General features: G+C 71.4%; 17 protein-coding genes. 5 read left to right on the forward strand and 12 right to left on the reverse strand.

Features of this window, described 5'->3' with window-relative positions; genetic code table 11:
* Nucleotides 1–2: 2 nt before the first annotated feature.
* The 8 genes from ACZ7L6_RS08545 to ACZ7L6_RS08580 form a co-directional block, all read right to left on the reverse strand.
* On the reverse strand, nucleotides 3–1,979 hold the full coding sequence (locus ACZ7L6_RS08545; RefSeq protein ID WP_471921236.1) for an alginate lyase family protein: 1,977 nt from the start codon (nucleotides 1,977–1,979) through the stop codon (nucleotides 3–5).
* Nucleotides 1,976–4,174: a bi-domain-containing oxidoreductase gene (locus tag ACZ7L6_RS08550; protein ID WP_471921237.1), complete on the reverse strand. Its 2,199-nt coding sequence runs from the start codon at nucleotides 4,172–4,174 to the stop codon at nucleotides 1,976–1,978. The genes ACZ7L6_RS08545 and ACZ7L6_RS08550 overlap by 4 nt, the downstream gene beginning before the upstream one ends.
* Complete coding sequence (gene asnB / locus ACZ7L6_RS08555; protein ID WP_471921238.1) at nucleotides 4,171–6,132, reverse strand: asparagine synthase (glutamine-hydrolyzing); 1,962 nt, start codon at nucleotides 6,130–6,132, stop codon at nucleotides 4,171–4,173. The genes ACZ7L6_RS08550 and asnB overlap by 4 nt, the downstream gene beginning before the upstream one ends.
* 3 nt (nucleotides 6,133–6,135) lie before the next feature.
* The gene (locus ACZ7L6_RS08560; RefSeq protein WP_471921239.1) at nucleotides 6,136–7,662 is read right to left on the reverse strand and encodes a Wzz/FepE/Etk N-terminal domain-containing protein; all 1,527 of its coding nucleotides are present in this window, start codon (nucleotides 7,660–7,662) and stop codon (nucleotides 6,136–6,138) included.
* Nucleotides 7,659–9,032, reverse strand: a complete 1,374-nt coding sequence (locus ACZ7L6_RS08565; RefSeq protein ID WP_471921240.1) for a Wzz/FepE/Etk N-terminal domain-containing protein — start codon at nucleotides 9,030–9,032, stop codon at nucleotides 7,659–7,661. The genes ACZ7L6_RS08560 and ACZ7L6_RS08565 overlap by 4 nt, the downstream gene beginning before the upstream one ends.
* Complete coding sequence (locus ACZ7L6_RS08570) at nucleotides 9,029–10,309, reverse strand: glycosyltransferase family 4 protein (protein ID WP_471921241.1); 1,281 nt, start codon at nucleotides 10,307–10,309, stop codon at nucleotides 9,029–9,031. Before ACZ7L6_RS08570 ends, ACZ7L6_RS08565 begins: the two co-directional genes overlap by 4 nt.
* Complete coding sequence (locus tag ACZ7L6_RS08575; protein ID WP_471921242.1) at nucleotides 10,299–11,615, reverse strand: nucleotide sugar dehydrogenase; 1,317 nt, start codon at nucleotides 11,613–11,615, stop codon at nucleotides 10,299–10,301. Before ACZ7L6_RS08575 ends, ACZ7L6_RS08570 begins: the two co-directional genes overlap by 11 nt.
* Before the next feature lie 163 nt (nucleotides 11,616–11,778).
* Nucleotides 11,779–13,257: a sugar transferase gene (locus ACZ7L6_RS08580; protein ID WP_471921243.1), complete on the reverse strand. Its 1,479-nt coding sequence runs from the start codon at nucleotides 13,255–13,257 to the stop codon at nucleotides 11,779–11,781.
* Between the two features lie 584 nt (nucleotides 13,258–13,841).
* Between ACZ7L6_RS08580 and ACZ7L6_RS08585 the strand changes: the two genes are divergently transcribed.
* The 4 genes from ACZ7L6_RS08585 (at nucleotide 13,842) to ACZ7L6_RS08600 (ending at nucleotide 18,467) form a co-directional block, all read left to right on the forward strand.
* A complete protein-coding gene (locus ACZ7L6_RS08585) occupies nucleotides 13,842–14,798 on the forward strand; it encodes a GlxA family transcriptional regulator (RefSeq protein WP_471921244.1) in 957 nt (318 codons plus the stop codon).
* A gap of 100 nt (nucleotides 14,799–14,898) precedes the next feature.
* On the forward strand, nucleotides 14,899–15,897 hold the full coding sequence (gene gap, locus ACZ7L6_RS08590; RefSeq protein WP_471921245.1) for a type I glyceraldehyde-3-phosphate dehydrogenase: 999 nt from the start codon (nucleotides 14,899–14,901) through the stop codon (nucleotides 15,895–15,897).
* Nucleotides 15,898–16,238: 341 nt separating this feature from the next.
* Nucleotides 16,239–17,444, forward strand: a complete 1,206-nt coding sequence (locus ACZ7L6_RS08595; RefSeq protein ID WP_471921246.1) for a glycoside hydrolase family 64 protein — start codon at nucleotides 16,239–16,241, stop codon at nucleotides 17,442–17,444.
* Nucleotides 17,445–17,729: 285 nt separating this feature from the next.
* The gene (locus tag ACZ7L6_RS08600) at nucleotides 17,730–18,467 is read left to right on the forward strand and encodes a hypothetical protein (protein WP_471921247.1); all 738 of its coding nucleotides are present in this window, start codon (nucleotides 17,730–17,732) and stop codon (nucleotides 18,465–18,467) included.
* Between the two features lie 9 nt (nucleotides 18,468–18,476).
* Here the strand turns inward: ACZ7L6_RS08600 and ACZ7L6_RS08605 are convergent, their stop codons facing one another.
* The 4 genes from ACZ7L6_RS08605 to ACZ7L6_RS08620 all read right to left on the reverse strand — a co-directional run bounded on the left by ACZ7L6_RS08605 (nucleotide 18,477) and on the right by ACZ7L6_RS08620 (nucleotide 22,688).
* Nucleotides 18,477–18,860 carry a VOC family protein gene (locus ACZ7L6_RS08605; RefSeq protein ID WP_471921248.1) on the reverse strand — a complete coding sequence of 128 codons (384 nt, stop codon included), beginning with the start codon at nucleotides 18,858–18,860 and terminating at the stop codon, nucleotides 18,477–18,479.
* A gap of 164 nt (nucleotides 18,861–19,024) precedes the next feature.
* Nucleotides 19,025–20,350, reverse strand: a complete 1,326-nt coding sequence (locus tag ACZ7L6_RS08610) for a SufS family cysteine desulfurase (protein ID WP_471921249.1) — start codon at nucleotides 20,348–20,350, stop codon at nucleotides 19,025–19,027.
* On the reverse strand, nucleotides 20,337–21,728 hold the full coding sequence (locus ACZ7L6_RS08615) for a family 2B encapsulin nanocompartment shell protein (protein WP_471921250.1): 1,392 nt from the start codon (nucleotides 21,726–21,728) through the stop codon (nucleotides 20,337–20,339). Before ACZ7L6_RS08615 ends, ACZ7L6_RS08610 begins: the two co-directional genes overlap by 14 nt.
* Nucleotides 21,729–22,079: 351 nt before the next feature.
* Nucleotides 22,080–22,688, reverse strand: coding sequence for a 2'-5' RNA ligase family protein (locus tag ACZ7L6_RS08620; protein WP_471921251.1), 609 nt, complete (start codon nucleotides 22,686–22,688; stop codon nucleotides 22,080–22,082).
* 231 nt (nucleotides 22,689–22,919) lie between these two features.
* On the opposite strand from ACZ7L6_RS08620, the gene ACZ7L6_RS08625 reads away from it, so the two are divergent.
* The gene (locus ACZ7L6_RS08625) at nucleotides 22,920–25,040 is read left to right on the forward strand and encodes a SpoIIE family protein phosphatase (protein ID WP_471921252.1); all 2,121 of its coding nucleotides are present in this window, start codon (nucleotides 22,920–22,922) and stop codon (nucleotides 25,038–25,040) included.
* Nucleotides 25,041–25,138: the final 98 nt, after the last annotated feature.

The following is a 25,138-nucleotide window of genomic DNA, read 5'->3' on the forward strand; positions in this document are numbered from 1 at the left end:
CCCTAACCGCGGAACGTCAGCACAGTGGTGAACCCCTGCACGCCGTCAGCGAAACCGGTGCCGACCAGCGTGGTAGCGGGTTCCTTGCGCCCGAATCCTGCGGAGTACCAGCCCAGCGGCGGCTCGGTCTCACCGCGATGCGCCCGCCAGGACAGCTGCCCGGGCAGGGCGAGCACCGCGGAACGGTCCTCGCCGTCCCGGGTCCAGGTGAGCTGTGCCCGGTTCCCCACCAGGTCCGCGGTGATCGCGGGGCCGAGGTGGAACGCCAGCCGCACGGCCCGGCGCGGGCCGCGCACCTCGTCGACCACCCGCAACTCCTGCTTCGCGGCCGTCAGTTCCACCCGGCGGCGGTGCACGGAGGGCTGGTAACCGTCGTGCTCGGCACACCAGCGGGCCACAGCCTCGCCGGAGGTGTCCACGGCCAGGACGCGGCTCTCGGCGTGCCGGGTCCACAGGAACGGGCCGCCGGAGACGGACTGGTCGCCGCCGTCCAGCTCCAGGGTGTTGTGGCCGAGGGTCGACCGGAAGTACTGCCGCCACTCGGGCTGCCCGTGGTAGCAGTACGTCCCCGGGTCGGCTAGCACGTCGACCCCGTCGTGCCGGACCTCCACGGACAGCGCGTCCGCGTGACCGTGCGCGGCGATGGACAGGAAGCCGTGCGGCCCGCCGTCGCAGCGGCACCAGATCTCTCCGGTCTCCCCGGCCCTCCCCGGACTGCGCAGGATGGTCATGCCCGCATCGGCGAAATGGGCCGGACGGCTCGCCGGGCGGGACACGGCCGGTCCGGTTCCGTTTTTCGCGTACGGCCGTACGAGCGCGGCCAGCAGAGGCGTGCGTACGTCGGTGCCGGTCACCGTCGGCCACCAGTCGAGCCGGCCGAACACCGCGTCGCCGGTGGCCAGCAGCGAGGCCCAGCGGTCGGTGCCCGCGCCGTCCACGATCAGACCGTGACCGTCGTCCGCGTCGCCCTGGCGCGGCGGCCGCAGCCGGTTGTCCACGACGGCCGCGAGCGCGTCGGTCATCCGCAGCAGCACCAGCCGGACGGTCGCGGGGACCGGTACGTCGGCGGCATCGGCCTCGGCCACCGCGGCCAGTCCGAGTTCCAGCACCAGGCCGTGGTACTCGCTGGCCAGCTCGCGGTTCAGGCCGGAAAGGAAGGTGTTGCTGCGCAGATGCCGATCCAGCGAGCGCAGCGCGTCGGCCCGCCAGCGCGCCGAGGAGGGGAACCAACCGAACGCGCAGGCCGCCGCCAACTGCCCGGCGGCCTCGGCGATGACGTGGTTGTTCGCCGAAGACCCCCGGCTGGGGAAAGCTGCCAGCCAGCGCTGGTGGTGCCAGATCTGGTTCAGCGCCACCGGGTTGTTCTCGAACAGCTCGGCCGCGCCCGGCCAGCCGTCGAGCAGCCGGCGGATCCACACCCACGACAGCAGCCGGATCCCCAGCTCGATGCCGCTGATCCAGTGCACCCCGCGCAGGGGCGGGTTGGCCGCCCACCACGACCGCAGATGGTCGGCCACGCGCTCGGCGTACCGCTCGTCCCCGGTGATCGCGTAGGCGGCGGCGAGCTGGGTGAGGTACTGGTGCCGGGACGGCTCCCAGATCTGCTTGATGTCCCCGACCACGTCCTCGCTGCGGTACGGCACGTCGAAGGCGTAGCCCTCCGGCGCCCGGCGCCCGGTCTTCGGGTCGCGCCACCAGTCCGGGTCGACGAGGTCGTCGCGGGCCACCCCGAAGTACTCGGCGTGCCCGTCCATCAGCAGGTCCGCCTCGGCGATGAGGCGCTTCGCGGCGTCCGGCGGCACCGCGGCGATCGTTCCGGCGGGCAGCACGGCGGTGAACCGGGCGCCGGTCACGCTCGGGCCGTCGGGCTGCGCCGACCGCCACCGCCGCCTGCGCACCGCGTCGCTCACCCGGCCCGCGACCTCCTGCGGTCCCATCCGGGACAGCCGCCGCAGGTACCAGCCCGCACTCATCGTCATCGCGCCCGCTCCAACGTCACCGGCGCGCCGCCCGCCAGGCCGGCCTGCACGGCGAGGGTCGCCGCCGTGGTGGCGACCAGCGACTCCAGCGGCACCGGCATCGGCCCGCCCGTCCGCACGGCCTTGACGAACGCGGCCAGTTCGGCGTTCTGGCCCTTGTCCCGGGCCTTGGGCAGCCGCGAACTGACCCACTTCTTACGGCCGGCTGTGCTGTTTTCGAAATACACCGAGGCACGGACGAAGTCGTCGAGCCGCAGCGCCTTGCCGTCCGCGACCAGGTCCAGCGTCTCCTTGGGGAGGCCGGCCGGGCCGGTGGTGACGTAGCTGATGGTGGCGGTGGACCCGTCCGGGTAGCGCAGTACGACCTGCAGGTCCTCGTTGCCGGACGGGGCGACCGCGTAGAGGGAGACCGGGTCGGCATCGAGCAGCCAGCTCGCCGTGTCGATGAAGTGCCCGCCCTCGCCGGCGAACCGCGAGCCCTCGCTGCCCTGTTGGAGGTACCAGCTGCCGTGCTGCAGCCGGCCTGCGTTCACCAGGTAGCGGAGGTTCGCCGGACCGGTCCGGGCGCCGAAACGCTGCTTGGCCTCCCGCAGCATCGGCGCGAACCGGCGGTTGAAGCCCACCTGCAGCCGGTCGTTGCCGGACTCCTCCACCGCCGCGAGCACGCTCGACAGCTCGTCCTCGGTGAGGGCCAGGGGCTTCTCCACGAAGACCGTCTTGCCAGCCAGCAGTGCCTTGCGGGTCAGGTCGGCGTGGGAACTGTGCCGGGTGACCACGAACACCGCGTCGATGGACTTGTCGCCGAGCACGGCGTCGAGGTCGGTGGTCGCCTCGGCGAAGCCGAACTTCCGCTGCGCGTTGGCCGCGGAGAGCGCCGTCGTGGTGACGACGGTCGACAGCTCGACGCCGTCGCGCTGTGCCAGGTGCGGCAGCAGCATCGACGTCGCGTAGTTCCCCGCGCCGACGAACGCGAGGCGCACTGGCGTCCTGGCGGCTCGGGCCGGAGCCCGCTTGACGTTCACCGCGGGTACGGCCACCGCCGGGGCGGCCGTTTCCTCCGCTTCCCCCGCCTGCTGGGGGTACCGGAACAACACAGCCACGGCCTTCAACTCGCCGTCCTTCAGGCGCTGGTACGTCTCGACCGCGTCGTCGAAGTCGGCGACGTGGGAGATCAGGGGCTCCACGTCGACACTGCCCCGGGCGACGAGGTCGAGGAAGCACGCCAGGTTGCGGCGCTCGGTCCAGCGGACGTAGCCGATCGGGTAGTCGCGTCCTTCGAGCTCGTACTCCGGGTCGTAGCGACCGGGGCCGTACGAGCGGGAGAACCGGACGTCGAGTTCCTTCTCGTAGTACGCGTTCCACGGCAGGTTCAGGCTGCACTTGCCGATGTCGACGACCCGGCCGCGGTCCCGGCTGAGCTTGGCGGCCAGCTCGACGGGCTGGTTGCTGCCGCCGCCGGCGGCCAGGTACACCTGGTCCACGCCGTGACCGCCGGTGAGTTCGGCGACGGCGGTCTCCACGGCCGCGGACGCGGGATCGCCGCAGGCCGCCGCGCCCAGGCGCTCGGCCAGCTCGCAGCGCACCGGGTCGGGGTCGGCGCCGACGACGCGGACTCCCGAGGCTGTGAGGAGCTGAACCACCAGCTGCCCGATCAGCCCGAGGCCGATGACCAGTGCCACTTCGCCGAGCTGCGGCTCGCCCTGGCGGACGCCCTGCAGCGCGATCGACCCGACGGTGCCGAACGCCGCGTGCCGCGGCGCGAGGCCGTCCGGCACCGGGGTGTAGAGGTTCTTCGGCACCCAGTTCAGCTCGGCGTGAAGGGCGTGCTCGTTGCCGGCGCAGGCCACGAGGTCGCCCACCTTCACATCGTCGATCCCGGCGCCGACCTGCTCGACCACCCCGCACAGCGAGTAGCCCAGCGGCGTGTAGGAATCCAGCTTGCCCATCACCTTGCGGTAGGTGGCGGGCACCCCGTTGGTGGCCACGCTCTGCATGACCTTGGCCACCTGGTCCGGGCGGGAGCGGGCCTTGCCCAGCATCGACATGCCGGCCTCGGACACCTTCATCAGCTCGGTCCCGGTGGAGATCAGCGAGAAGGCGCTGCGGACCAGCACACCGCCCGGCTTGCACCCCGGCACCGGCACGTCGAGCACCGCCAGCTCGCCGCTCTTGTAGTTCTGTACAACCTGCTTCACTCAAACTCCCCTGATTCCTGAGCCGTTTGCCGAGTGCTCTGGCCGGACCCAGAGGTCGCGTCGCGATACCAGTACTCGAGGGTCAGCACATGCCACAGATGCTTGGAGAAGTCCCGCTGCCCGGCGGCGTCCTCGGCGACCATGCGCGCTAGTGCGTCACGGCGCAGGAGCCCGGAACGAACGAGCTCGCCGTCGTTGACCACCTCGCGCACCAGCGGGGCCAGATCCCGGCTCATCCAGGCCCGCAGCGGGGCGCTGAACAGGCCCTTGGGCCGGTACACGATCTCCCGGGGCAGGACCGAGGTGGCCGCCTCCTTGAGGACGGCCTTGCCCTGCCGCCCGACGATCTTGCGATCCCCGGGGACCGCGAACGCCGCCTTCACCACCTCGACGTCCACGTACGGCACCCGCACCTCGGTCGACGCGGCCATGCTGGAGCGGTCCGTGTACGTGAGGTTCAGGCCCGGCAGGAACATCCGGGCGTCGGTCAGGCACATGCGGTTGACGAAGTCGTCGAGGTCGTTGTCCTGGTAGACGTCCGCGTGCTCGGTGAGCACGTCGTCGACCGTCCCGGCCAGGTCCGGGTCGAGCAGGGCGAGCAGCTCCTCCTGGTCGTACATGGTGTAGCTGCGCCGGAACGCGGTCTCCTCCGGCAGATCGGCGAAAGAGAGGAACCGCTTCGCGAAGCGCACCGACCGGTACCCCCGGCGCGCCGTGGCCACCGGCAGCCGGTCCACGGCTGCGGACACCCCGCGCCGCAGGGGCCGGGGCACGCGCTGGTAGCGCAGCGCGATCAGGTTGGCCAGGTGCTTGCGGTACCCGGCGAACAGCTCGTCGGCGCCCATCCCCGAGAGCATCACCTTGACCCCGGCCTCCCGGGCAGCCGTACAGATCAGGAACGTGTTGATCGCGGCGGGGTCGCCGATCGGCTCGTCCAGGTGGTACGTCATCTGCGGCAGCAGGTCGAGCACGTTCGGAGCGATCTCGATCTCGTGCAGGTCGACGCCGAACCGCCCGGCCACCTGCCGGGCATAGCGCAGGTCGTCCGGCATCGCCTCGAACTTGGCGTCCTCGGCGCGGAACCCGATCGTGTAAGCGGAGATCCCGGGCTGGTGACGGGCCGCCAGCGCGGTCAGGTAGCTGGAGTCGAGGCCGCCGGAGAGGAAGGTCGCCACGGGTACGTCGGAAAGCAGGTGGCGCCGCGTCGACTCCTCGACGATGGCGGCCAGGTCCGGCCGCTCGCCGGCCCGGGCCCGCTCGCGGCCCTCGGCGGCGACGTCCTTGAGGTTCCAGAACCGGCCGCGTTCCACCCGGCCGTCGGGCCGGCATCTCAGCCAGCTTCCCGGCGGCAGCTTCTCCGCCTCGCGGAACGCGCACCGTGAGTCCGGCACCCAGTAATAGAGGAGCGAGGCCACCAGTGCCGCGTGGTCCACCTCCAGCGCTCCGCCCGTGCCCGTCGCGGCGGCAAGAGCCTTGAGCTCGGAGGCGAACACCAGGCCCTCGCCGCGCCGGAGCAGGAACAGCGGCTTGATGCCCAACTGGTCCCGGACCAGTACCAGTTCACCGGTCCGCTCGTCGAAGACGCCGAACGCGAACATGCCGCGCAGCCGGGGCAGGCAGTCGGTGCCCCAGCGCCGCCAGGCCTCGAGGAGCACCTCGGTGTCGGAGGTCCCGCGGAAGCGCACCCCGGCGGCTGCCAGCTCGGCGCGCAGCTCGGGCGCGTTGTACAGCTCGCCGTTGTACGTCAGGGCGAGGCCGTCCTTGACCATCGGCTGGGCGCCGGTCTCGGACAGGTCGATGATGGACAGCCGGCGGTGCCCGAGGTGCACTTCGCCGTCACCGACGGAGTGGCCGTACCGGCCCGCCCCGTCCGGACCGCGGTGGGCGAGGGTCTCGGTGAGCCGGTCGGTCACGATCTTGCCGTCCGGCCAGCGGTAAGTACCTGCGATGCCACACATGTCCTACCGCGCCTCCTGGTCGTTGTCCGCGCCCCGTGCGGCCCACATCGGCTGCCGCTCCGTCCGCAGCCGTCCCGTCCCGTTCTGCAGGGCCGTCCGCTCGCTACGGCCGCGCAGCGCGGTGTGCAGCCCGTCCCACAGCGTGCCGTCGGTCCGGTCCCGCGGATCGGGGTCGATCAGCACCACACCGATCACCGCGATGCGCTGGTCCGCGAGCTGCCGCGCCACGGTGTGCAGCCATGCGGCGCTGCCGTGCCCGGCCCGCACGACGAGCACGGTCTGCGTGCCGAGGTACTGGAGGTCGGTCCACGCCGTGCCGGGCGCCACCGAGCCGACGCCGATGCGGCGCTCCTGAGGCGACACGTCCGCGGCACGCTCGCCGCCGACCACGGTCGGGTCCCCGGGCCTCGGGCGGCGACCCGCGAGCTGCGGGCCGGGCAGACCGTCGATGACGGTCACCGCCCCCTCCGCCGCCATCGCCCTGGCAAGGTCGAGGGCGAGCACGCTCGTGCTACGGGCACAGCCGAGTTCCAGCAGCGACACCGGTTCCGTGGAGCCGCGCACGGTGCGGGCAAGGTGCGCGGTGAGCCGTTCGCGTGTGACCCGGGTCCGCCGGCGCTGCCAGGGCCTGCCCGACCGGCGGGGCAGCTCCGCGATGACGGAGGCGCCGAGGTTCGCCGCGATGTCCCGGCGCAGCACGGGGCGGTCCGCGACCACCACGCCGACCGCGGCTAGGGCGAGCCCGAGGACGAGGCCGAGGACGAGCCCGATCGCGGCGTCGGTGGCGGCGGCCTTGGGCAGGGAGTGCTTCACCGGGCGCGGGGCGTCCACGATCTCCGTGCCGGCGATGACCTGGGGCGTGCCGACCCGCGCCTCCTCGGCGCGCTGGTTGAAGTCGGCGATCCGCGAGGTGAGTTCGGCCCGGCGGGCGAAGAGCGACTCGATGCTCGCCGACTCCTTCGGGTCGGTCTCCGTCTCCGGCGACCGGTTGCCGATGTCCTTGTTGACCTGGGCGAGTTCGTCCTTCATACGGTCACGCTGGTCGAGCAGGGCCTTGGCCTCGGCGTTCGCGGTCGCCCGCATCCTGCGCACGTGGTCCGCGACGAACGCGTCGGCCAGCGCCTTGGCCCGGGCCAGCGCTTCCGCGTCGCTGTCGCCTGTCACAGTGATCTGCAGCAGGTTGTTGGTGACGCCGAGGCCCCGGTAGTCCCGCATGAAGTCTTCGGGGTCTTCCGATGAGTTGAGTGCCCGCAGGGCCTTTTCGGCGATCCGTGTGGTCCCCAGCACCTCGACGTCGGTGCGGATCAGCGTTCCGGTGTCGTTCGGCTGGTCCTCCTTGTGCGCGACCAGCACCTTGGTGACCGCGGTCGGCGGCGGTGGCATCAGGACCGCCACGGCCGCGCCGACCAGCAGTCCGAGGAGCGCCATGGCGCCCCAGAGGCGGCGGCGTCTGCGGACCGCGACCACCAGCGCCTGCAGGTCGAGGAGCGGGGCGGTGGCCGACGACTCCGATGTCTTTCCCGTCGTCATGCTGAACCTCCCGTCGCGTGGCCGCGCACCGCGAGCGCCAAAGTGGCCTCGTCGGAAGGACGGCCGGCCGTCCCCGTCGGACGGGTCCGTACCAGTCCGGCGACGACGATGCCGACGACCTCGTGCCGGCCGTCCGCGCACGCCTCGGCGATGCCGGTGAGCTCCTCCGCGGTCCAGCTCCCCGCGCTGAGGACGACCAGGGCGCCGGACTCGGTGTCGCGGTCCGGCACGATCGGCCGGTCCACCGAGACCTGCACCACCCGCAGCTGCGGGTCGCTCTTGGCCTCGGCGGCGAGCTGTTCGGCGGCCCGGCGGGCGATCTCGTCGCCGTCCGGTACGACCGCCAACAGCGGTCGCTGAGAGGGCAGTTGGGCCCGGATTCGGGCGCACACCCGCCGGTAGCGGATCCGTCGGCCGGCCTCGTCGCCGGATGCCTGCGGGGCCGGGAGGTCCCACCGGGTGTCGATGTCGAGGAGCCGGCGCGTCCGGGCCCACGCGCCGCGGTCCTCCGGCCGGTGCGCGCCGCGCCGTTCGTCGGGCACGTCGACGGTGCCGAGGAGCGCCGAGCCCAGCGCCGCGGCGATCTCCGGTTCGGTGCGCAGCCGGCGATTCGCCCGTGCGGCGACGAGATGGCCGATGACCGTGAGCAGGAAGAACAGCAGCGCCCCGGCTACGACGAGCTGGATCCTGGTCGGCGGCGCCTCGCCGGTCGGGCGGGCCGCGGGCCCCATGACGACCATGCCGGCCACGGAGTTCGCCGGGTCGGCCTGCTCCAGCTTCGTCATGGCCTCCTCGAGCGACGTGCGCAGCTTCTCGAGGGCGGTGCGGGCCTGCACGCTCTCCACGGTCTGTCCCGGATCGGCCGCGTCGGCCAGTTCGCTGATGCGGCGGTTGGTCTCCTCGACCTTCTTCCGCAGCGCCTCGGGCCCCGTGGCCGCTGCGGAGTCGGTGGTGCCGCCGCCCGCGATGCGCGCCGCGAACCTGACGAACTCGTCGGCCACCTGGTCGGAGAGCCGCTGCGCGCGCGCCGGGGTGTCGGCCGTACCCGAGATCTTGATGATGTTCCCGTCGGCGGCCTTGGCGGTCACTTGGTCCCGCAGCTCTGCGCCGCTGACGCCCGGCCAGTCGAGCGCGGCCGCGGCGCGGTCGACCACCGCCGAACTGGTCGCGATGTCCACCTGAGTGAGCAGTTCGCGCTCTTCCCACTGCCCGGGCAGCAGGACCGAGGCCGACGTGGTGTACCGCGGCGGGAACACCACCGAGGTGCCATAGCCGACGAGTGCGCCCACGACGGCGAGGACGGCGAGAAGCCGCCAACGCCGGCGGAAAATCCGCCCGATGGTGACCAGGCGTATGGTGTCCTCGCTCAACTGCGCTGCCTCTTCCCTGTGCGGACCGATTCGTCCGCCGACGCCGGAGTGTGGTCCCGGCACGCGGCGGCGTAGGCGGCGAGCAGCGACGCCTGCGAGTTCCGCCAGGAGAGCGGCCCGCTGATCCGCTCCTGGCCGATCTCGCCCATCCGGGCCCGCTTCTCCGGATCGTCGAGGAGCAGCGCGATGAGCTTGGCGAATTCGGCCTCGTCGTTGGCGGGCGCGTAGACGGCGGCGTCACCGGCGGAGACCCGCGCCTCCTTCAGGTCGAACGAGACGATCGGCCGGCCCATCGCCATGTACTCCAGGACCTTGTTCATGGTCGACACGTCGTTGAGCGGATTGCGCGGGTCGGGGGAGAGGCACACGTCCGCGGCGGACAGATAGCGCACCAGGTCGGCGTCCGGAATGCGCCCGGTGAACTGCACCTGCTCGGAGAGCCCGAGCCGCCGGGACAGCTCCACCATCGCGTCGAACGCGTCGCCGGCGCCGACGAACACCGCATGCCAGTCGGTCCGCCCGAACTCGTCGCGCAGCTTCGCGAGGGCGCGCAAGGCGTAGTCGACACCGTCCTGCGGGCCCATGACGCCGAGGTAGCACAGCAGATGAGGCTTGCCGCGCTTCAACTCCGGCTCGGGCGGCACCGGTTGGAACCGGTCGACCTGGGGCGCGCTGCGCACCACGAACACGTCCTCCGGCCGCCGGCCACCGCGGCGGATCGCGACATCGCGGTAGCTCTCGTTGGTGGCGAGCACGACGTCCGCGGCCCGGTAGGTCCGCCGTTCCAGCGCGCACACGGCGCGGTAGAGCATGTCCTTGCCGCGGTCGAACCGGGAGAGGTACAGCTCGGGCACCAGGTCGTGCTGGTCGAAGACGAACCGCGCCCCGTGCCGCTTCAGCCACAGTGCCGGCAGGAACAGCAGGTCGGGCGGGTTGCAGGCGTGGACCACGTCCACGGGGCCGACCTTGCGGGCCAGCCGGGCCGTGTGCCACAGCGCCGATCCGTACTCCCGCAGGTAGCCCGCCGGCCCTCCGGTGGCCGCGCGCAACGGGTAGCGGTGGATCCGCACCCCGTCGATGACCGCCTCCGGTTCCCGGTCCCGCTTCTCCCCCCGGGGACAGATGACGTGCACCTCCCAGCCCGCGTCGCGCAGCGTCGTGCACTCCTGCCACACCCGCCGGTCGAACGGCACCGACAGGTTCTCCACCAGGATCAGCGCGCGCCGGCCCGACCCGTCGCCACTGGTTGTGTCATCGAACGATGTGTTACCAAGCAAGGCCCATGTACCCCGGTTCGGTCCGGCGCGCCTCGGCGTCGGGAAGGCGGATGAGATCGACGATCACCGGGCCGTCCCCATGGGGCAGCGCCGACAGCACGGCCGGGTCCCTGGTCCCGACCAGGCACACCTCGGCGTGTTCGAGCACCTCGTCGACGGAGTCCGCGAGCAGTTGTGCGAGGTGCGGCAGCCGGGACTCGATGTACTCGCGGTTCGCGCCGAGCAGCCGGGAGAGGCTCACATTGGCGTCGTAGATCTTGAGGTCGTAGCCCTTGCCGAAGAGCCGCTCCGCCAGCTCGACGAGCGGGCTCTCGCGCAGGTCGTCGGTGCCGGGTTTGAAGGACAGCCCGAACATTCCCACCCGGCGCTTTCCGGCCCGCTCGACCAGGTCCACCGCGCGCTGCAGATGGTCGGAGTTGGAGGGCAGCACGTGGGAGAGGATGGGCACCGAGACGTCGGCCCGCTGCGCCGCGTGGACCAGGCTGCGCAGGTCCTTGGGCAGGCAGGAGCCGCCGAAGGCGAAGCCGGGCCGCAGGTAGGCGGGGCTGATGTTCAGCTTGCGGTCGGCCAGGAACACGTCGATCACCTGGTGCGAGTCCACCCCGAGGGCCTGGCACACCGCGCCCAGCTCGTTCGCGAAGCCGATCTTGAGGCCGTGGAACGCGTTGTCCGCGTACTTGATCGCCTCGGCGGTCGGGACCGGCACCCGGAACACCTCGCCGGGCAGGCCGTCGTACAGCGCCAACACCGCGTCGCCGCTTGCCTGGTCGAGTTCGCCGACGACGGTCTTGGGCGGGTCGAAGAAGTCCTTCACGCTCGTGCCCTCGCGCAGGAACTCGGGGTTGACCGCGACCCCGACGTCCACCCCGGCCGTGCCGCCGACGTACTTCTCCAGGATCGGCACCAGCAGGTTCAGGCAGGTGCCCGGGAGCATGGTGCTGCGGAACACGACGGTGTGCCGTCCGCCCCGCTCGGCGAGCGCGGCACCGATCTCTTCGGTGACCCGCTCCAAGTAGGTGGTGCACAGGCTGCCGTTGGGCTCCGACGGCGTGCCCACGCAGACCAGCGATATCTCGCTGTCCATGATCGCCTCGCGGACGTCGACGGTGGCGCGGAGCGCTCCGGTCCGTACGACCTCGGCTATGAGCTCGCCGATCCGCTCCTCGACCACCGGGGCCTTGCCGTCGTTGACCAGGTCGACCTTCACCTGGTTCACGTCGACGCCGATGACCTCGTGCCCCATGCTGGCCAGGCACGCGGCCGACACGCAGCCCACGTAGCCGAGTCCGAAAACGCTGACTCTCATAACGCGTTCCTCCCCCCAAGCAGACCCCTGTGGCCTGCGGTCCCCCCGGACAGGCCCTTGCGGCCTGCGGTTCCCCCGGACAGGCCCTTGCGGCCTGCGGTTCCCCCGGACAGGCCCTTGCGGCCTGTGTTCCGCGCGTCGGCCGGACGCCGGCCCCCGCGCATCAGTACGCCCCTTGCCCGTGGAGCACCGCACGCAACGTCTTCCACAAGATCACTGTGTCCAGGGCCAGCGACCAGTCCTCCACGTATCGCAGGTCGAGGCGGACCGCCTCCTCCCACGGCAGATCGCTGCGTCCGCTGATCTGCCACAGTCCGGTGAGCCCGGGCTTGACCAGCAGCCGCCGCCGGATGTCCGGGTCGTACTTGGCGCACTCCTCCGGTAGCGGAGGCCGCGGGCCGACGAGCGACATCGATCCGGTGAGCACGTTGAACAGCTGCGGGAGCTCGTCGAGCGAGTACCGGCGCAGCACCGCTCCGACCCGGGTCACCCGCGGATCCCGGCGGACCTTGAACAGCAGCCCGGCACCCTCGTTGCGGTCGGCGAGCTCCGCTCGGGCGCCGTGAGCGCCGGTGACCATGGTGCGGAACTTGAGAATGGTGAACTCGCGGCCGTCCTTGCCGACCCTGCGCTGGCGGTAGAACACCCCACCCCGGCTGTCCAGCGCCACGAGCAGCCCGACGAGCACCATCAGCGGCGCGAACACCACCAGCAGAAACGTTGCGCCTACCCGGTCCACGACCCCCTTGATCGCCCGGCGGCCCCCGGTGAAGGTCGGCATGCTGACCCTCAGCAGCGGTATCCCGAGCACCGCGTCGACGTGCAGCCGCGGGCCGGCCACCTCCATCAGCACGGGCGCCACGACCATCTCGGCATCGCTGCCTTCGAGGTTCCAGGCCAGCCGCTGCAGCCGGTCCGGTGACCAGTGCGGGTCCGGTGTGACGGCGACGACGCGGTAGCCGTCGTGGCGGACGTGCTTGGCGACGTCCGCGAGCTGACCGACGACCGGCACTCCGTCGAGTTGGTCACCGTCGAGCCCGCGACCGTCCGGCGTGCACACCGCCTCCACACGCCAGCCGATGTGCGGGAACTTGCGGGTCCGGGTGATCAGATCGCGCACGGTGGCCGGGCTCCCGGCAGCGAGCACCGGTCTCAGGCACCGTCCTTCCTTCCGCTGTTTGTGCAGCCAGAGACGGAGCACATACCGCGCGGTCATGGTGACGAGCGCGATCGCGGGGATCGCGACGAAGATCCAGAGCTTGATGTTGCGCGAGGTGAGGGCTATCCCGCCGAGCGCCAGCACGACGGTGGCCGCGAACAGCGAGCGTCCGAGCCGGCGGAATTCCTCGGCGCCCTGGCCGAGCACGGCCGGAGCCCACGCCCGGCCCACCGCAAGCGCCCCCAGCACCAGCAGCTCGGTGCCGAAAGCGAGAATTCCCCACTTCTCATGCCAGTTGGCCGCGTCACGGGCCCCGAAGAACTCGCCGATCGCCGCCACCACGAAGGCGGTGGCCACGGTATCGCTGGTCATCACGGTACGGCGGTACCGCTGCTCCCAGTCGTTCACGGGCTGGCTGATTGCCCCGTTCGCCAGACGCCCGCGCGCCGACGAAAAAGGGTCGACTAATCCCCCCTGCCGCACAGAACCCCCCACGGTCCCCAGTGGTACGACGTGTCGCCCAACACCGTTTGTCGCCCGGGAGGCACCCCCGCCCCCCGTGCCGTGCTGTTCCTCCCCTCGGGAGGCCCCCGCCCCCCCCCGCGCATGACTTCCCCGCTGTCTCAGCGCTACTTGAACAACTCACCCTGGCGGCAGCGGACTCGCACGCCCTGCCAGATTCTCGAGATGCGCGGGAGCCCGTCGAATCCTCGGGCGCTCCCCGTACCCAAGGCGGCCCTTGAGGGCTCCAAAATATTGCGTTCGCTTCGTGTCCCAACAGCTGAAGCACGGTCAATCTAGACCATCGCGGCCCAGTGTGTAGAGGGGATGTGTGTAATTTGTGTTCAAGCTTTGAGGTCGGGTCCACCGGTCGCTGACCGCCCAGGGGCGCCTTCGCGCCACCCGCACTCCAGCAGCTCGCCCGCCCACTGGGCGCGGCCTCTACGCGGTGGCGATCGGCGAGCCGCAGCGGCCCTTCCACGGCGCCAGTGACGAGCATGCCCTGGTCGTTCACGTTCGTTTGACGCTCCGTCGGCCGGCCGGGCACCCCTCGTACCCTGTTCCCCGTGCCAGCCACCCGCCTTCACCGCGTCGCCGTCCTCGTGCTCGAGGGTGCGAAGCCGCTCGATGTCGGCATTCCCGCGCAGGTGTTCACGACCCGGGCGAGCATGCCGTACGAGGTGCGGGTGTGCGGTGCGGAAACCGGTCTCGTGACCGGTGGCGACGGCCTGTCGTACCACGTCGCCCACGGCCTCGACGCGCTTGCGTGGGCCGACATCGTCTTCATCCCCGGTTACCGGTCTCCGGACCGCGACGATCCACCGCGGGCCGTCGTCGACGCGCTGCTCGCCGCCCACGCTCGGGGCGCGCGGCTCGCGGCCATCTCCACGGGCGCCTTCGCGCTCGCCGCCACGGGTCTGCTCGACGGCAGGCGCGCCACGACGCACTGGCATTACTCGCGGGCGCTCAAGGCGAAGCATCCACTCGTCCGAGTCGACGAGAACGTCCTGTTCGTCGACGAGGGCAGCGTGCTGACGTCGGCCGGCGCCGCTTCCGGCATCGACCTGTGTCTGCACGTTCTGCGCGGAGACCTCGGGGTGGCCGCGTCGAATCACGCGGCCCGGCGGCTGGTCGCGGCCCCCTACCGCAGCGGCGGTCAGGCCCAGTATGTGCCGCGCAGCGTGCCCGAGCCGCTCGGCGAGCGGTTCGCCACCACCCGCGAGTGGGCCCTGCACCGGCTCGGCGAGCCTCTCACTCTGGATGTGCTCGCCCGGCACGCGGCGGTCTCGCCGCGCACCTTCTCGAGGCGCTTCGTCGAGGACACCGGGTACACGCCGATGCAGTGGGTCATGCGCGCCCGCATCGACATGGCCCGTGAGCTGCTGGAGCGCTCGGAGCGGAGCGTCGAACAGATCGCCGCCGACGTCGGTCTGGGCACCGGCACGAATCTGCGGCTGCACTTCCACCGCATCCTCGGTACGACCCCGAGCGAGTACCGGCGCACGTTCGCCCAGGGCGAGTAGCCGGCCGCCTGGCGAGATCCTTTCGAACCGTGGCGCTCACGCCGCGGTCATGGGCGAAGGCCGTACGCGAGGCTGGTGGCGAACCGAAGGGAGACCTCTCATGACCCGTATCGCCGTCAACGGATTCGGCCGCATCGGACGCAATGTGCTGCGCGCGCTGCTCGAACGCACCAGCGACCTCGAGGTCGTCGCCGTCAACGACCTCACGGAGCCCGCCACCCTGGCGCGGCTGCTCGCCTACGACTCGACGGCCGGCCGGCTCGGTCGCCCGGTGACGGTCGACGGGGACGCCCTCGTCGTCGACGGACGCCGCATCAGGGTCCTGGCCGAGCGCGAGCCGGGGCAGCTGCCGTGGGCCGAACTCGGCGTGGACATCGTGCTGGAGGCGACCGGCCGCTTCACCTCGGCCAAGGCCGCCCGGGCCCACCTCGACGCGGGCGCGAAGAAGGTGCTCGTCAGCGCCCCGTCGGACGGCGCCGACGTCACGCTCGCGTTCGGCGTCAACACCGACGCCTACGACCCGGTCACGCACGCGATCGTCTCGAACGCCTCGTGCACGACCAACGCGCTCGCGCCGCTGGCCGCGGTACTGGACGAACTCGCCGGCATCGAGCACGGCTTCATGACGACGGTGCACGCCTACACCCAGGAGCAGAACCTGCAGGACGGTCCGCACCGCGACGCCCGCCGAGCCCGTGCCGCTGCCGTCAACATCGTGCCGACCACTACGGGCGCCGCCAAGGCGATCGGCCTCGTGCTGCCGAACCTCGACGGAAAACTGTCGGGCGACTCGATCCGCGTGCCGGTCCCGGTGGGCTCGATCGTCGAACTCAACACGACCGTCGCACGCGACGTGACCCGCGACGACGTGCTGGCGGCGTACCGCGCCGCTGCCCAGGGGCCGCTCGCCGGCATCCTCGAGTACTCGGACGACCCGCTCGTGTCGTCCGACATCACGGGCAATGCGGCCTCCTCCATCTTCGACTCGGCCCTCACCCGCGTCGACGGACGTCACGTCAAGGTGGTCGCCTGGTACGACAACGAGTGGGGCTTCTCGAACCGCGTGATCGACACGCTCGAACTCCTCGCCACCGGTTGACCGGACGCAGCTGCCACGCCCCTGGTGGCCCCGACGGACGTCGCGGCAGGTACCGATGGCGGCTTCCTCCGTAACTCGGGCTGTCAGCGGGGCAGCCACCCATGCCCTGACGGCGGTGGGGGAGCACGCCGAAAGGCGGTCGGTCTGAGGGGACCGGCGCCCGAAACTCACGGACGCCGGGCACCGCCACGCGGCCATCGAGGACGCCGGAACGGATCGTGGGCCGGTCCTCTGTCCCCGTACGGCCCCTCCGGACTCATTGACAGGTCTGGACCAAGGCGCGACGCTGAGAGCGCTCTCAGAAGCTGCCCGAATCGGCCATCGTCGAACGGAGACAGAGCATGTTACGGAGACTCAGATGTCGAGCCCGAGCCGCAGGGCTGGCCCTCGCCGCGGTCCTCACCGGCTCCCTGCTCGTGACCGGAGCGGAGACGCCGGCCCACGCCGCCGTCCCGGCGACGATCCCCCTGAAGATCACCAACAACTCGGCCCGCGGCGAGCAGGTGTACATCTACAACCTCGGCACCGAACTGTCGACCGGGCGGCAGGGCTGGGCCGACGCAGGCGGGGCGTTCCACCCCTGGCCGGCGGGCGGGAACCCGCCGACCCCTGCGCCCGACGCCGCGATCCCGGGCCCGGCAGCAGGGCAGTCGGCAACCATCCGCATGCCCAAGCTCTCCGGCCGCGTGTACTTCTCCTACGGCCAGAAACTGGTGTTCAAGCTCACCACCGGCGGCCTCGTCCAGCCCGCCGTGCAGAATCCGACCGACCCCAACCGGAACATCCTGTTCAACTGGTCGGAGTACACCCTGAACGACTCGGGCCTGTGGATCAACAGCACACAGGTCGACATGTTCTCCGCGCCCTACGCGGTCGGGGTGCAGCGAGCGGACGGCAGCACCGCGAGCACCGGCCGGCTCAAGCCCGGCGGATACAACGGCTTCTTCAACGCCCTCAGGGGCCAACCCGGAGGCTGGGCCAACCTGATCCAGACGCGCCCTGACGGCACAGTGCTGCGCGCCCTGTCACCGCTGTACGGATTGGAGAGCGGCGCACTGCCGGCCACGGTCATGGACGACTACATCAACCGTGTCTGGCAGAAGTACGCCACGTCGACCCTGACGGTCACGCCGTTCGCCGACCAGCCGGGCACCAAGTACTACGGCCGGGTCTCCGGCGGCGTCATGCGCTTCACCAACGGTGCCGGTGCCGTCGTCACCAGCTTCGAAAAGCCGGACGCTTCCTCCGTCTTCGGCTGCCACAGGAGGCTCGACGCACCGAACGACCTCGTACGCGGCCCGATCTCGCGCACGTTGTGCGCCGGGTTCAACCGCTCGACGCTGCTCGTCAACTCCCAGCAGCCCGACTCCAATGCCGACGCCTTCTACAAGGACGCCGTCACCAACCATTACGCCCGCAAGATCCACGCTCAGATGTCCGACGGGAAGGCGTACGCGTTCGCCTTCGACGACGTGGGCCATCACGAGTCACTCCTGCACGACGGCAACCCGCGCCAGGCCTACCTGACACTCGACCCGTTCAGCTGATTGGTCAGCGCGTCATCGGGGGAGTCATGGTGCAGGGCCGCGACTCCGACGGCCCACGACTGTGACTCCTCCTTCGCACGCCGCTTGGCAGCGGCCCAACTGCCGACCGGCATCCCGGCATCCGCCCGAACACCCTGTCCCACGGCCGGCCAGGCGCTAGAGTCCAGATGTGCGTTGATCTTCCGGGCGGCGGCAATGTGCAACCGCAGACGGTGCAGGGCGCCCCCCTCAACAGGGGCCGCCCCAGCAGGCATACCCGTCACCACTCCAACGGAGATCCACACAATGACTGCTCAGCAGGCCCTCACCTATGACGCGTTCGTAGAACTCGCCGCCGCTGACCCAGCCGTCGTGGGCCTCGTCCTCAAAGGCTCCCGAGCTCACGACGGCATGATCACCCGGCACTCCGATCATGACCTGTACGTGATCCTCGCCGATGACACGACACCGGGTCTCACCCGGTTCGCGGGCCACCGTACCCCTGAACTCGACCTCGTCATCGTCTCTCTCACCCAGTTCCGTGCGGCCGGGATGCCCGGTTCCGAGCGCTACGCCCTCGCCCGTGCCCAGATCGTGCTCGACCGGCTCGACGGAGGCATCGCCCGGATCCTTGCCGACAAGGCCCGTCTGGGTGCCGATGAGGCGTTCCACGACTGCGGCGGCTGGCTCGACGCCTACGCCAACTCCCACTACCGCTCCGTCAAGAACCACCGGGACGGCCAGGCTCTCGCCGCTCGCCTCGACGCCGCCGACAGCATTCGGTTTCTGCTGGAGCTGCTCTTCGCTCTCGACCGTCGCCCCCGCCCCTACAACAAGTACCTGCAGTGGGAGCTCGCCCGACACCCACTGCCCGGGTGGGACACCGACATGCTGCTCCGTGCCGTGGACCGCATCCTGGCAACAGGCGACGTCTCCGTGCAACGGCACCTCTTCACCCTGGTCGAGGCGGCGGCACGGCGAGCCGGACACGGCGAGGCACTGGACGCATGGGGCGAGGACCTCGACCTCATGCGACCGCATTAGCGCACGGGGTCAGAGGGGCTGGAGCCGGGTGCGCAGGAGGCAGAACTCGTTGCCTTCGGGGTCGGCCAGGACGTGCCAGCTCTCGGTGCCGGTCTGGCCGACGTCGGCGGGCCTGGCGCCGAGAGCGAGCAGCCGCTCCAACTCGGCGTCCTGGTCGCGGTCGGTGGCGTTGACGTCGATGTGCAGTCGGAGCTTCCCGGCCCGCGGGTCGCTGCTGGGGCTGAGGACGAGGGTGGGCTGCGGGCCGCCGAAACCGGCGTCGGGCGGCCCGATCTCGATGCTCCCGTCGTCCTCCCGGCCGAGTTCGACGTAGCCGAGGACCTCGCTCCAGAAGGCGGCGAGCCGTTCGGGGTCGGCGCAGTCGATGACCAGCTCACTGATGCGGCATGCCATGCCCGTCAGCGTACGTGGACCACCGGCGAGCCGGCCGTCGGCCGCGCCCAGGAGAGCCACGCGCCGGCCTGGACAGCGGTACCGGCCTTCCCGACGACTGACGCAGCGGGGTCCGTCCGGCTGTCCCGAGCCGCACGGACCCCGCTGGTTTCCCACGCCCGCCGTCAGCCGCTCCGCTGCAGTCTGCGCAACGACGCGACGAGCTGGTCCACCTCCTCCGACGTGTTGTAGAGCGCGAGCGAGGCGCGGGCCGCCGACTCCAACCCGTAGTGGGCGAGGGCCGGTTGGGCGCAGTGGTGGCCGGCCCGGACGGCGATACCGTCGCGGTCGAGCCAGTCGGCGACGGTGGCCGGGTCCTGCCCCGCGAGCGTGAAGGTGAGCACCCCGATACGGTCGGGTGCCGAGCCGATCAGCTCCAGCCCGGGGACCATGGCAAGGGCCTGCTGCGCATACGACATGAGCGCTTCCTCGTATGTGGCGACGGCCTCCCGGTCGAGGGACGTCAGCCAGTTCAGAGCCGCGAGCAGGCCGATGACTCCGGAGATGTGCCCGGTACCGGCCTCCATCCTGTGCGGGACGGCCGCGAACGTCGTCTCCGCGAAGCCGACGGACTCGATCATGTTGCCGCCGCCCTGCCACGGTGCCATCTCCGCGAGCAGTTCCGGCTTCGCGTACAGGGCACCGATCCCGGTAGGCGCGAAGAGCTTGTGGCCGGAGAAGGCGTAGAAGTCCGCGTCCAAGTCCTGTACGTCCACGGGGAAATGAGCGACGGCCTGGGCGCCGTCGACCAGCACTTTGGCGCCGTAGCGGTGGGCGAGTGCCGTCATCTCCCTGACGGGCGGGACCGTGCCGAGGACGTTCGAGGCGTGGCTGACCGCGACGAGCTGGGTGCGCGAGGACAGCAGGTCCGCGTACGCGTCCTGGTCGATCTCCCCGTCCGGCGTGAGCGGGACCGGCACGAGCCGGGCCCGGGTCTCCTTGGCGATCATCTGCCAGGGCACGATGTCCGAGTGGTGCTCGAGGACCGGCACGAGGATGTCGTCCCCGGGCCCCAGGTTGGCCCGGCCCCAGCTCTGCGCGACGAGGTTGACGGCCTCGGTGGTGCCGCGCACGAAGACGATGCCGTCCGGGCCCGGGGCTCCGAGGAAGTCGGCGACGGCCGCCCGGCCCGCCTCGTACGCCTCGGTCGCCTCCCGCGCCATGGTGTGGGCGCCGCGGTGGATGTTGGAGTTGGCGGCGCCGTAGTAGGCGGCGAGCGCTTCGATGACCTGACGCGGCTTCTGGGTGGTGGCCGCGTTGTCGAGCCAGATGAGGGGCCGGCCGTTGACGGTCCGGTGCAGGACCGGGAAGTCGTGCCGCACCGACTCGGCGGTGAAGACGCCGGTTCGGCGCGGAGTCGCCGCACCCGTGAGAGCCGTACCCGACTCGGCGACAGCCCTCGGTTCCGCTGCTGTCGGCGTCGGCCACGCCGTGACCTCAGGCGTAGTCATGGTACTTGGACACCTCGACGTTCTGGAGTACGGCGATGGCGTCGTCCACCAGCACGGCCGTGTTGAAGTACGCCGTCATCAGGTAGGACGTGATGCCCTTCTGGTCCATGCCCATGTTCCGCATGGACAGGCCCGGTTCGACCTCGTCCGGCACGGCCGCGGGGCGCAGGCCCACCACGCCCTGCTCGGCCTCGCCGGTCCGGACCAGCAGGATCTCGGTGGTCCCGGCGGCATCGCCCGAGCCGCCCGGGCAGGGCACCTTGTCGGAGGGCAGCAGCGGCACGCCCCGCCAGGTCAGCAGCGGGCTGCCGAACCGGCTGTCCGTCACCGGGGGCACCCCCCGCCGCGTACACTCCCGGCCGAACGCGGCGATCGCCCGCGGGTGCGCGATGAAGTAGGCGGGCTGCTTCCACACCCTCGCGAGGAGTTCGTCCAGGTCGTCGGGGGTGGGAGCACCGGTGCGCGCCTGCACGCGCTGGCCGGCCGGGACGTTGTGGAAGAGACCGAAGTCGGGGTGGTTGAGCATCAGGTTCTCCTGCCGCTCGCGCAGGGCCTGGATGGTCAGGTTGGCCTGTGTGCGCGTCTGGTCCATCGGCCCGTTGTAAAGGTCGGCGACACGGGAGTGCACCATCATCCGCGTCTGGGCGAGCGTCATGTGGTACTCGCGCGGCGCGTCCTCGTAGTCGACGTAGGTGCTCGGCAGGTCGACCTCCCCCACATGACCGCCGCTCAGGTCGATGGGCGCCTCGCTGCCGGGTGCGGGCATGTCGCCCGCCGCGTACGAGTCCACCGCCCTGCGCAGCGCCTCGTCGCGCTCGGTGAGACCGGCGAGGGCGGATCGCTCGGCGCGCAGGGCGACGCCGGGAGTGACGGCCTTGACCGTGTACGGCAGAGGCTCCTCCTTGGTCCATGCCTCCAGGTCGAAGTACTGCCCGTCGCCGATGACCTGGATCAGTGCCTCGTCGCCGTACCGCCCGGCGGTCCGCTTCTCGGCGCGGCCCCGGATGATCACCCACAGGTGCTCGGCGGTGTCGCCCTCCTGGACGAGCACCTGGCCGGCCTCGAAGCTCACCTCGGTGAAGGAGTCGGCCAGGTGGCCGAGGAGTGCGTCGTCGGTCTCGCGCAGGTATGGGATCTCGCGTAAGTCGCCCGGAACGACGCGCGGACTTCCCTCGTCGGTGTGAGTGCTGATGCGGTCGTCGCCCAGGACGTAGGTGCGGCGCCGGTTGACGCGGTAGACACCCGCTTCGACGTCGACCCAAGGAAGGGCGCGCAGGAGATAGCGCGGGGTGATACCGCGCATCTGCGGGGTCGTCTTCGTGGTCGTCGCGAGTTGCCGGGCGGCCTCGGGGCTGAGGCTGATGCGGTCGGTCGACACAGGGGCCTCCTCAGGCGGATTGCTCCGGGAGCGGACTTCTGTACGAGCGACGCCGATCGTGCAGCCGGCATCAGACCCTCACAAGATGTGCAGGACACCGTTCGGCGGAGCCCGGGCCGAAAACGCTCCACGGGAGGCGGGGCGGGCACGGCGCACCGCGCACGTCGGCGGGCCGGTGGCACCAAGGGCGAGGGGCGACGGGAGGATGTTCCGGACGCGGGGCCGACGAGTGGTCCGGCGCTCCGTGAATTGCCTGCGGACGACTTGATCTGGCCCCGTATCGCTGCTTTTGATCCCCTAAAGGTGTGCTTATATGACCCCACTTCGGGGCGTACTTGTATGAACCCGCAATCACTCGCTCGCGGCTTGGGAGGGAGGGCGCACCTCGCCCGTGCCCAGGATGATCACGGCCCGGGGCTGCATGGGTTCCTCGCCGCGCCGGGCGAGCAGGACGACCTCTTCGACCGGCGCCGACAGAGTGCCCAGCCGTGCGGCGCACTCGGCGGCCAGGCGCTTGGGGTCCTGGGTGCGGCCGAGGGACAGATGCGGGGTGAACCGGCCGTGGCGCTCGCGGCAGAGCGGGAAGCGGCGTTGCAGCTCCCGGTGGAGGCGAGCCCATGGCGCGGGGTCCGCCGCGGCCGGATCGAGCCACACCGTCGCAGAGTGCCGGTGCCGGAAGTACCGCACACCGGCCAGGCGCGCCGTGAACGCCGTGCTCTCCGTGGTCGCGGCGCAGAGCAGCGGCATGGCCCGCGCGAAATCCTCCTCCGGCACGAAACCGAAGAGCAGATTCACATGCGGCGGCCACCGCCGAACCTGCGGATCGTGCTCCCGGCGGATGTCCTGAATGGCAGGCCAGAGCTCTTGCGGAGGCAACCACGCCACCGCCGTCCGGGCCGTCGGCGCCACCTCGAGCGCATCCACGGGCTCGGCCCCGCCGAAGACCGTGCTTCCGTCCACATGACCATGGTCCCAAATCGGGCGGCGGAGCTCGAACGCCTGCTGAAGCTCGGGGCGCGTCGGGTCGTGGACCCGCGCCGTGCGCCCGAGGGCGTGCCGGGTACTCCGTGGGGGCGTAACGTCCCCATAGGGGCGAGGGTCCTGTTCGTCCTGCGGCGTGCACCGTGCCGGGAGGGAGCACATGCCGGCCGTGGCCGTCCGGGAGCCGCCCCGCCACGCTGGAGGTGCCTCGTGACCAGCACCGGTGATCGGGCTGCCGCCACCGCCGAGCTGGACGCCGCGTTCGGGGAGACGGTACGCCGGACCGGCGCGGCCATCGGCGCTCTGTACCTGCTCACACCGGATGAGCAGGTACTGCGCCTGGACGTGCTGTGCGGCGCCCCGGCCGAGTTCGCCGCCCCGTGGGCGAGGGTTCCGGTGACCGCCCCCGCCCCGGTCGCCGACGCCGTCCGCGAGGAGCGCACGGTGTGGGTGGGCAGCCAGGAGGAGATGGCCCACTCCTATCCGCGCACCGCGATGGCGCTCCCGTACCCGTTGGCGCTGCTCGCCGCTCCTGTCACCGGCGTCCGGCGGTGGGGCGCCCTGCTCCTGATGTGGCCGGCCACCCGTCCGCCGCACATGACCCGGCGGGAACAGGGCCACATCGCTGCCGGCTGCCGGCGGCTGGCCCGGCTGCTCGAAGAAGCCGAGCAGCTCGGCACCTCCCCGGCCCCCGGGGACAAGCCCCGCGTCCTTCCCGTCCCCACCGGCCGCCCGCCCGCCTACCCGGCGCTGGCGGTCGCCGACTTCGTCGAGCGTCTGCCCGGCGGCAGCTGCGCACTGGACCTGGAAGGACGCCTCACCTACCTCAGCTCCGGGGCCTGCGATCTACTGGGCCGGGACGCCGACCAGCTGCTGGGCACGCTGCCCTGGCAGTCCCTGCGCTGGCTCGACGATCCCACCTACGAGGACCGCTACCGTGCCGCGGTGATCAGCCGCGAGCCGGTCTCCTTCACCGCGTGCCGCCCGCCGGACCAGTGGCTGGACTTCCACCTCTACCCGGACTCCAGCGGCATCAGCGTCCGCATCGTTCCCAGCGGCGCGCAGGCCCTGCCCTCCCCGGCGCCCCGACGGACCACGCGCACCACGACACCCGCCCGCGCGGGACAGCTCTACCAGCTCATGCACCTGGCCGCCGGGCTCACCGAGGTCGTCGGCGTCCAGGACGTCATCGATCTGGTCGCCGACCAGATCATGCCCGCCTTCGGCGCCCAGGGTCTGGTCCTGTCCACCGCCGACGCCGGCCGGCTGCGGATCATCGGGCACCGCGGGTACGCCGCCCACACCATCGAGCGCCTCGACGGCCTGCCCCTCGACACCGGGTTCACCCCGGCCGGGCGCGCCCTCAGCAGCGGCATCCCCGCGTTCTTCCGCGACCCGGAGGAGATGAGGCGGATCTATCCCGAGGCCCCGCAGGTCAGCGGCAAGCAGGCCTGGGCCTTCCTCCCACTGATCATTTCCGGTCGTCCCGTCGGCATCTGCGTTCTGAGCTACCAGCAGCCCCACCGCTTCCCGGCCGAGGAACGCGCTGTGATGACCTCGCTCGCCGGGCTCATCGCCCAGGCCCTCGACCGCGCGCGCCTGTACGACACCAAACACGAGCTCGCCCACGGCCTCCAGCAGGCACTGCTGCCCCACACCCTGCCCACGGTCACCGGCCTGCGGGTCGCCGCCCGCTATCTGCCCGCCACCTGGGGCATGGACATCGGCGGCGACTTCTACGACCTGATCCGGCTCGGCGACACCGCCGCCGCGGCCGTCATCGGCGATGTCCAGGGCCACAACGTCGAGGCCGCCGCGCTCATGGGGCAGCTCCGCAGCGCCGTGCACGCACACGCGACCCTCGGCACGCCCCCCGACGAGATCCTCTCCAGGACCAACCGCCTCCTCATCGACCTCGGCGCCGACCTGTTCACCAGCTGCCTCTACGCCCACCTCGACCTCGTCCACCGACGCGTGTGCCTGGCCGGCGCCGGCCATCCGCCGCCCCTCCTGCGCCTCCCCGGCCGCGACCCCCGGCCCCTCGAGGTCACGCCCGGCCCACTCCTCGGCATCGACCCCGACGCCGCCTTCCCCGTCACCGAGATACCGCTCACCGAAGGGCTGCTGCTCGCGTTCTACACCGACGGCCTCGTCGAACGGCCCGGAGTCGACCTGGACGACTCCATAGCCGACCTCGCACACCGGCTCGCCCGCGCGGACGACCACGACCTGGACTCGGTCGTCGACGACCTACTGAGCCACGCCGGCTCCGCGGTGGCGCGCAGGGACGACGTCGCGCTGCTCTTGCTGAGCGTCGGAGCTACCGGCTGATCGGGTCTGCCGCGTGTGCCGCGTACGCCGCCGGAACACGCCGCCCGGCTCCGCTGCCGTCAAGGGTTGGGAATCGCCGCAGGGCGGCACCGCGCCGT

This window comes from Streptomyces sp. NPDC107522 (genome assembly GCF_055657525.1).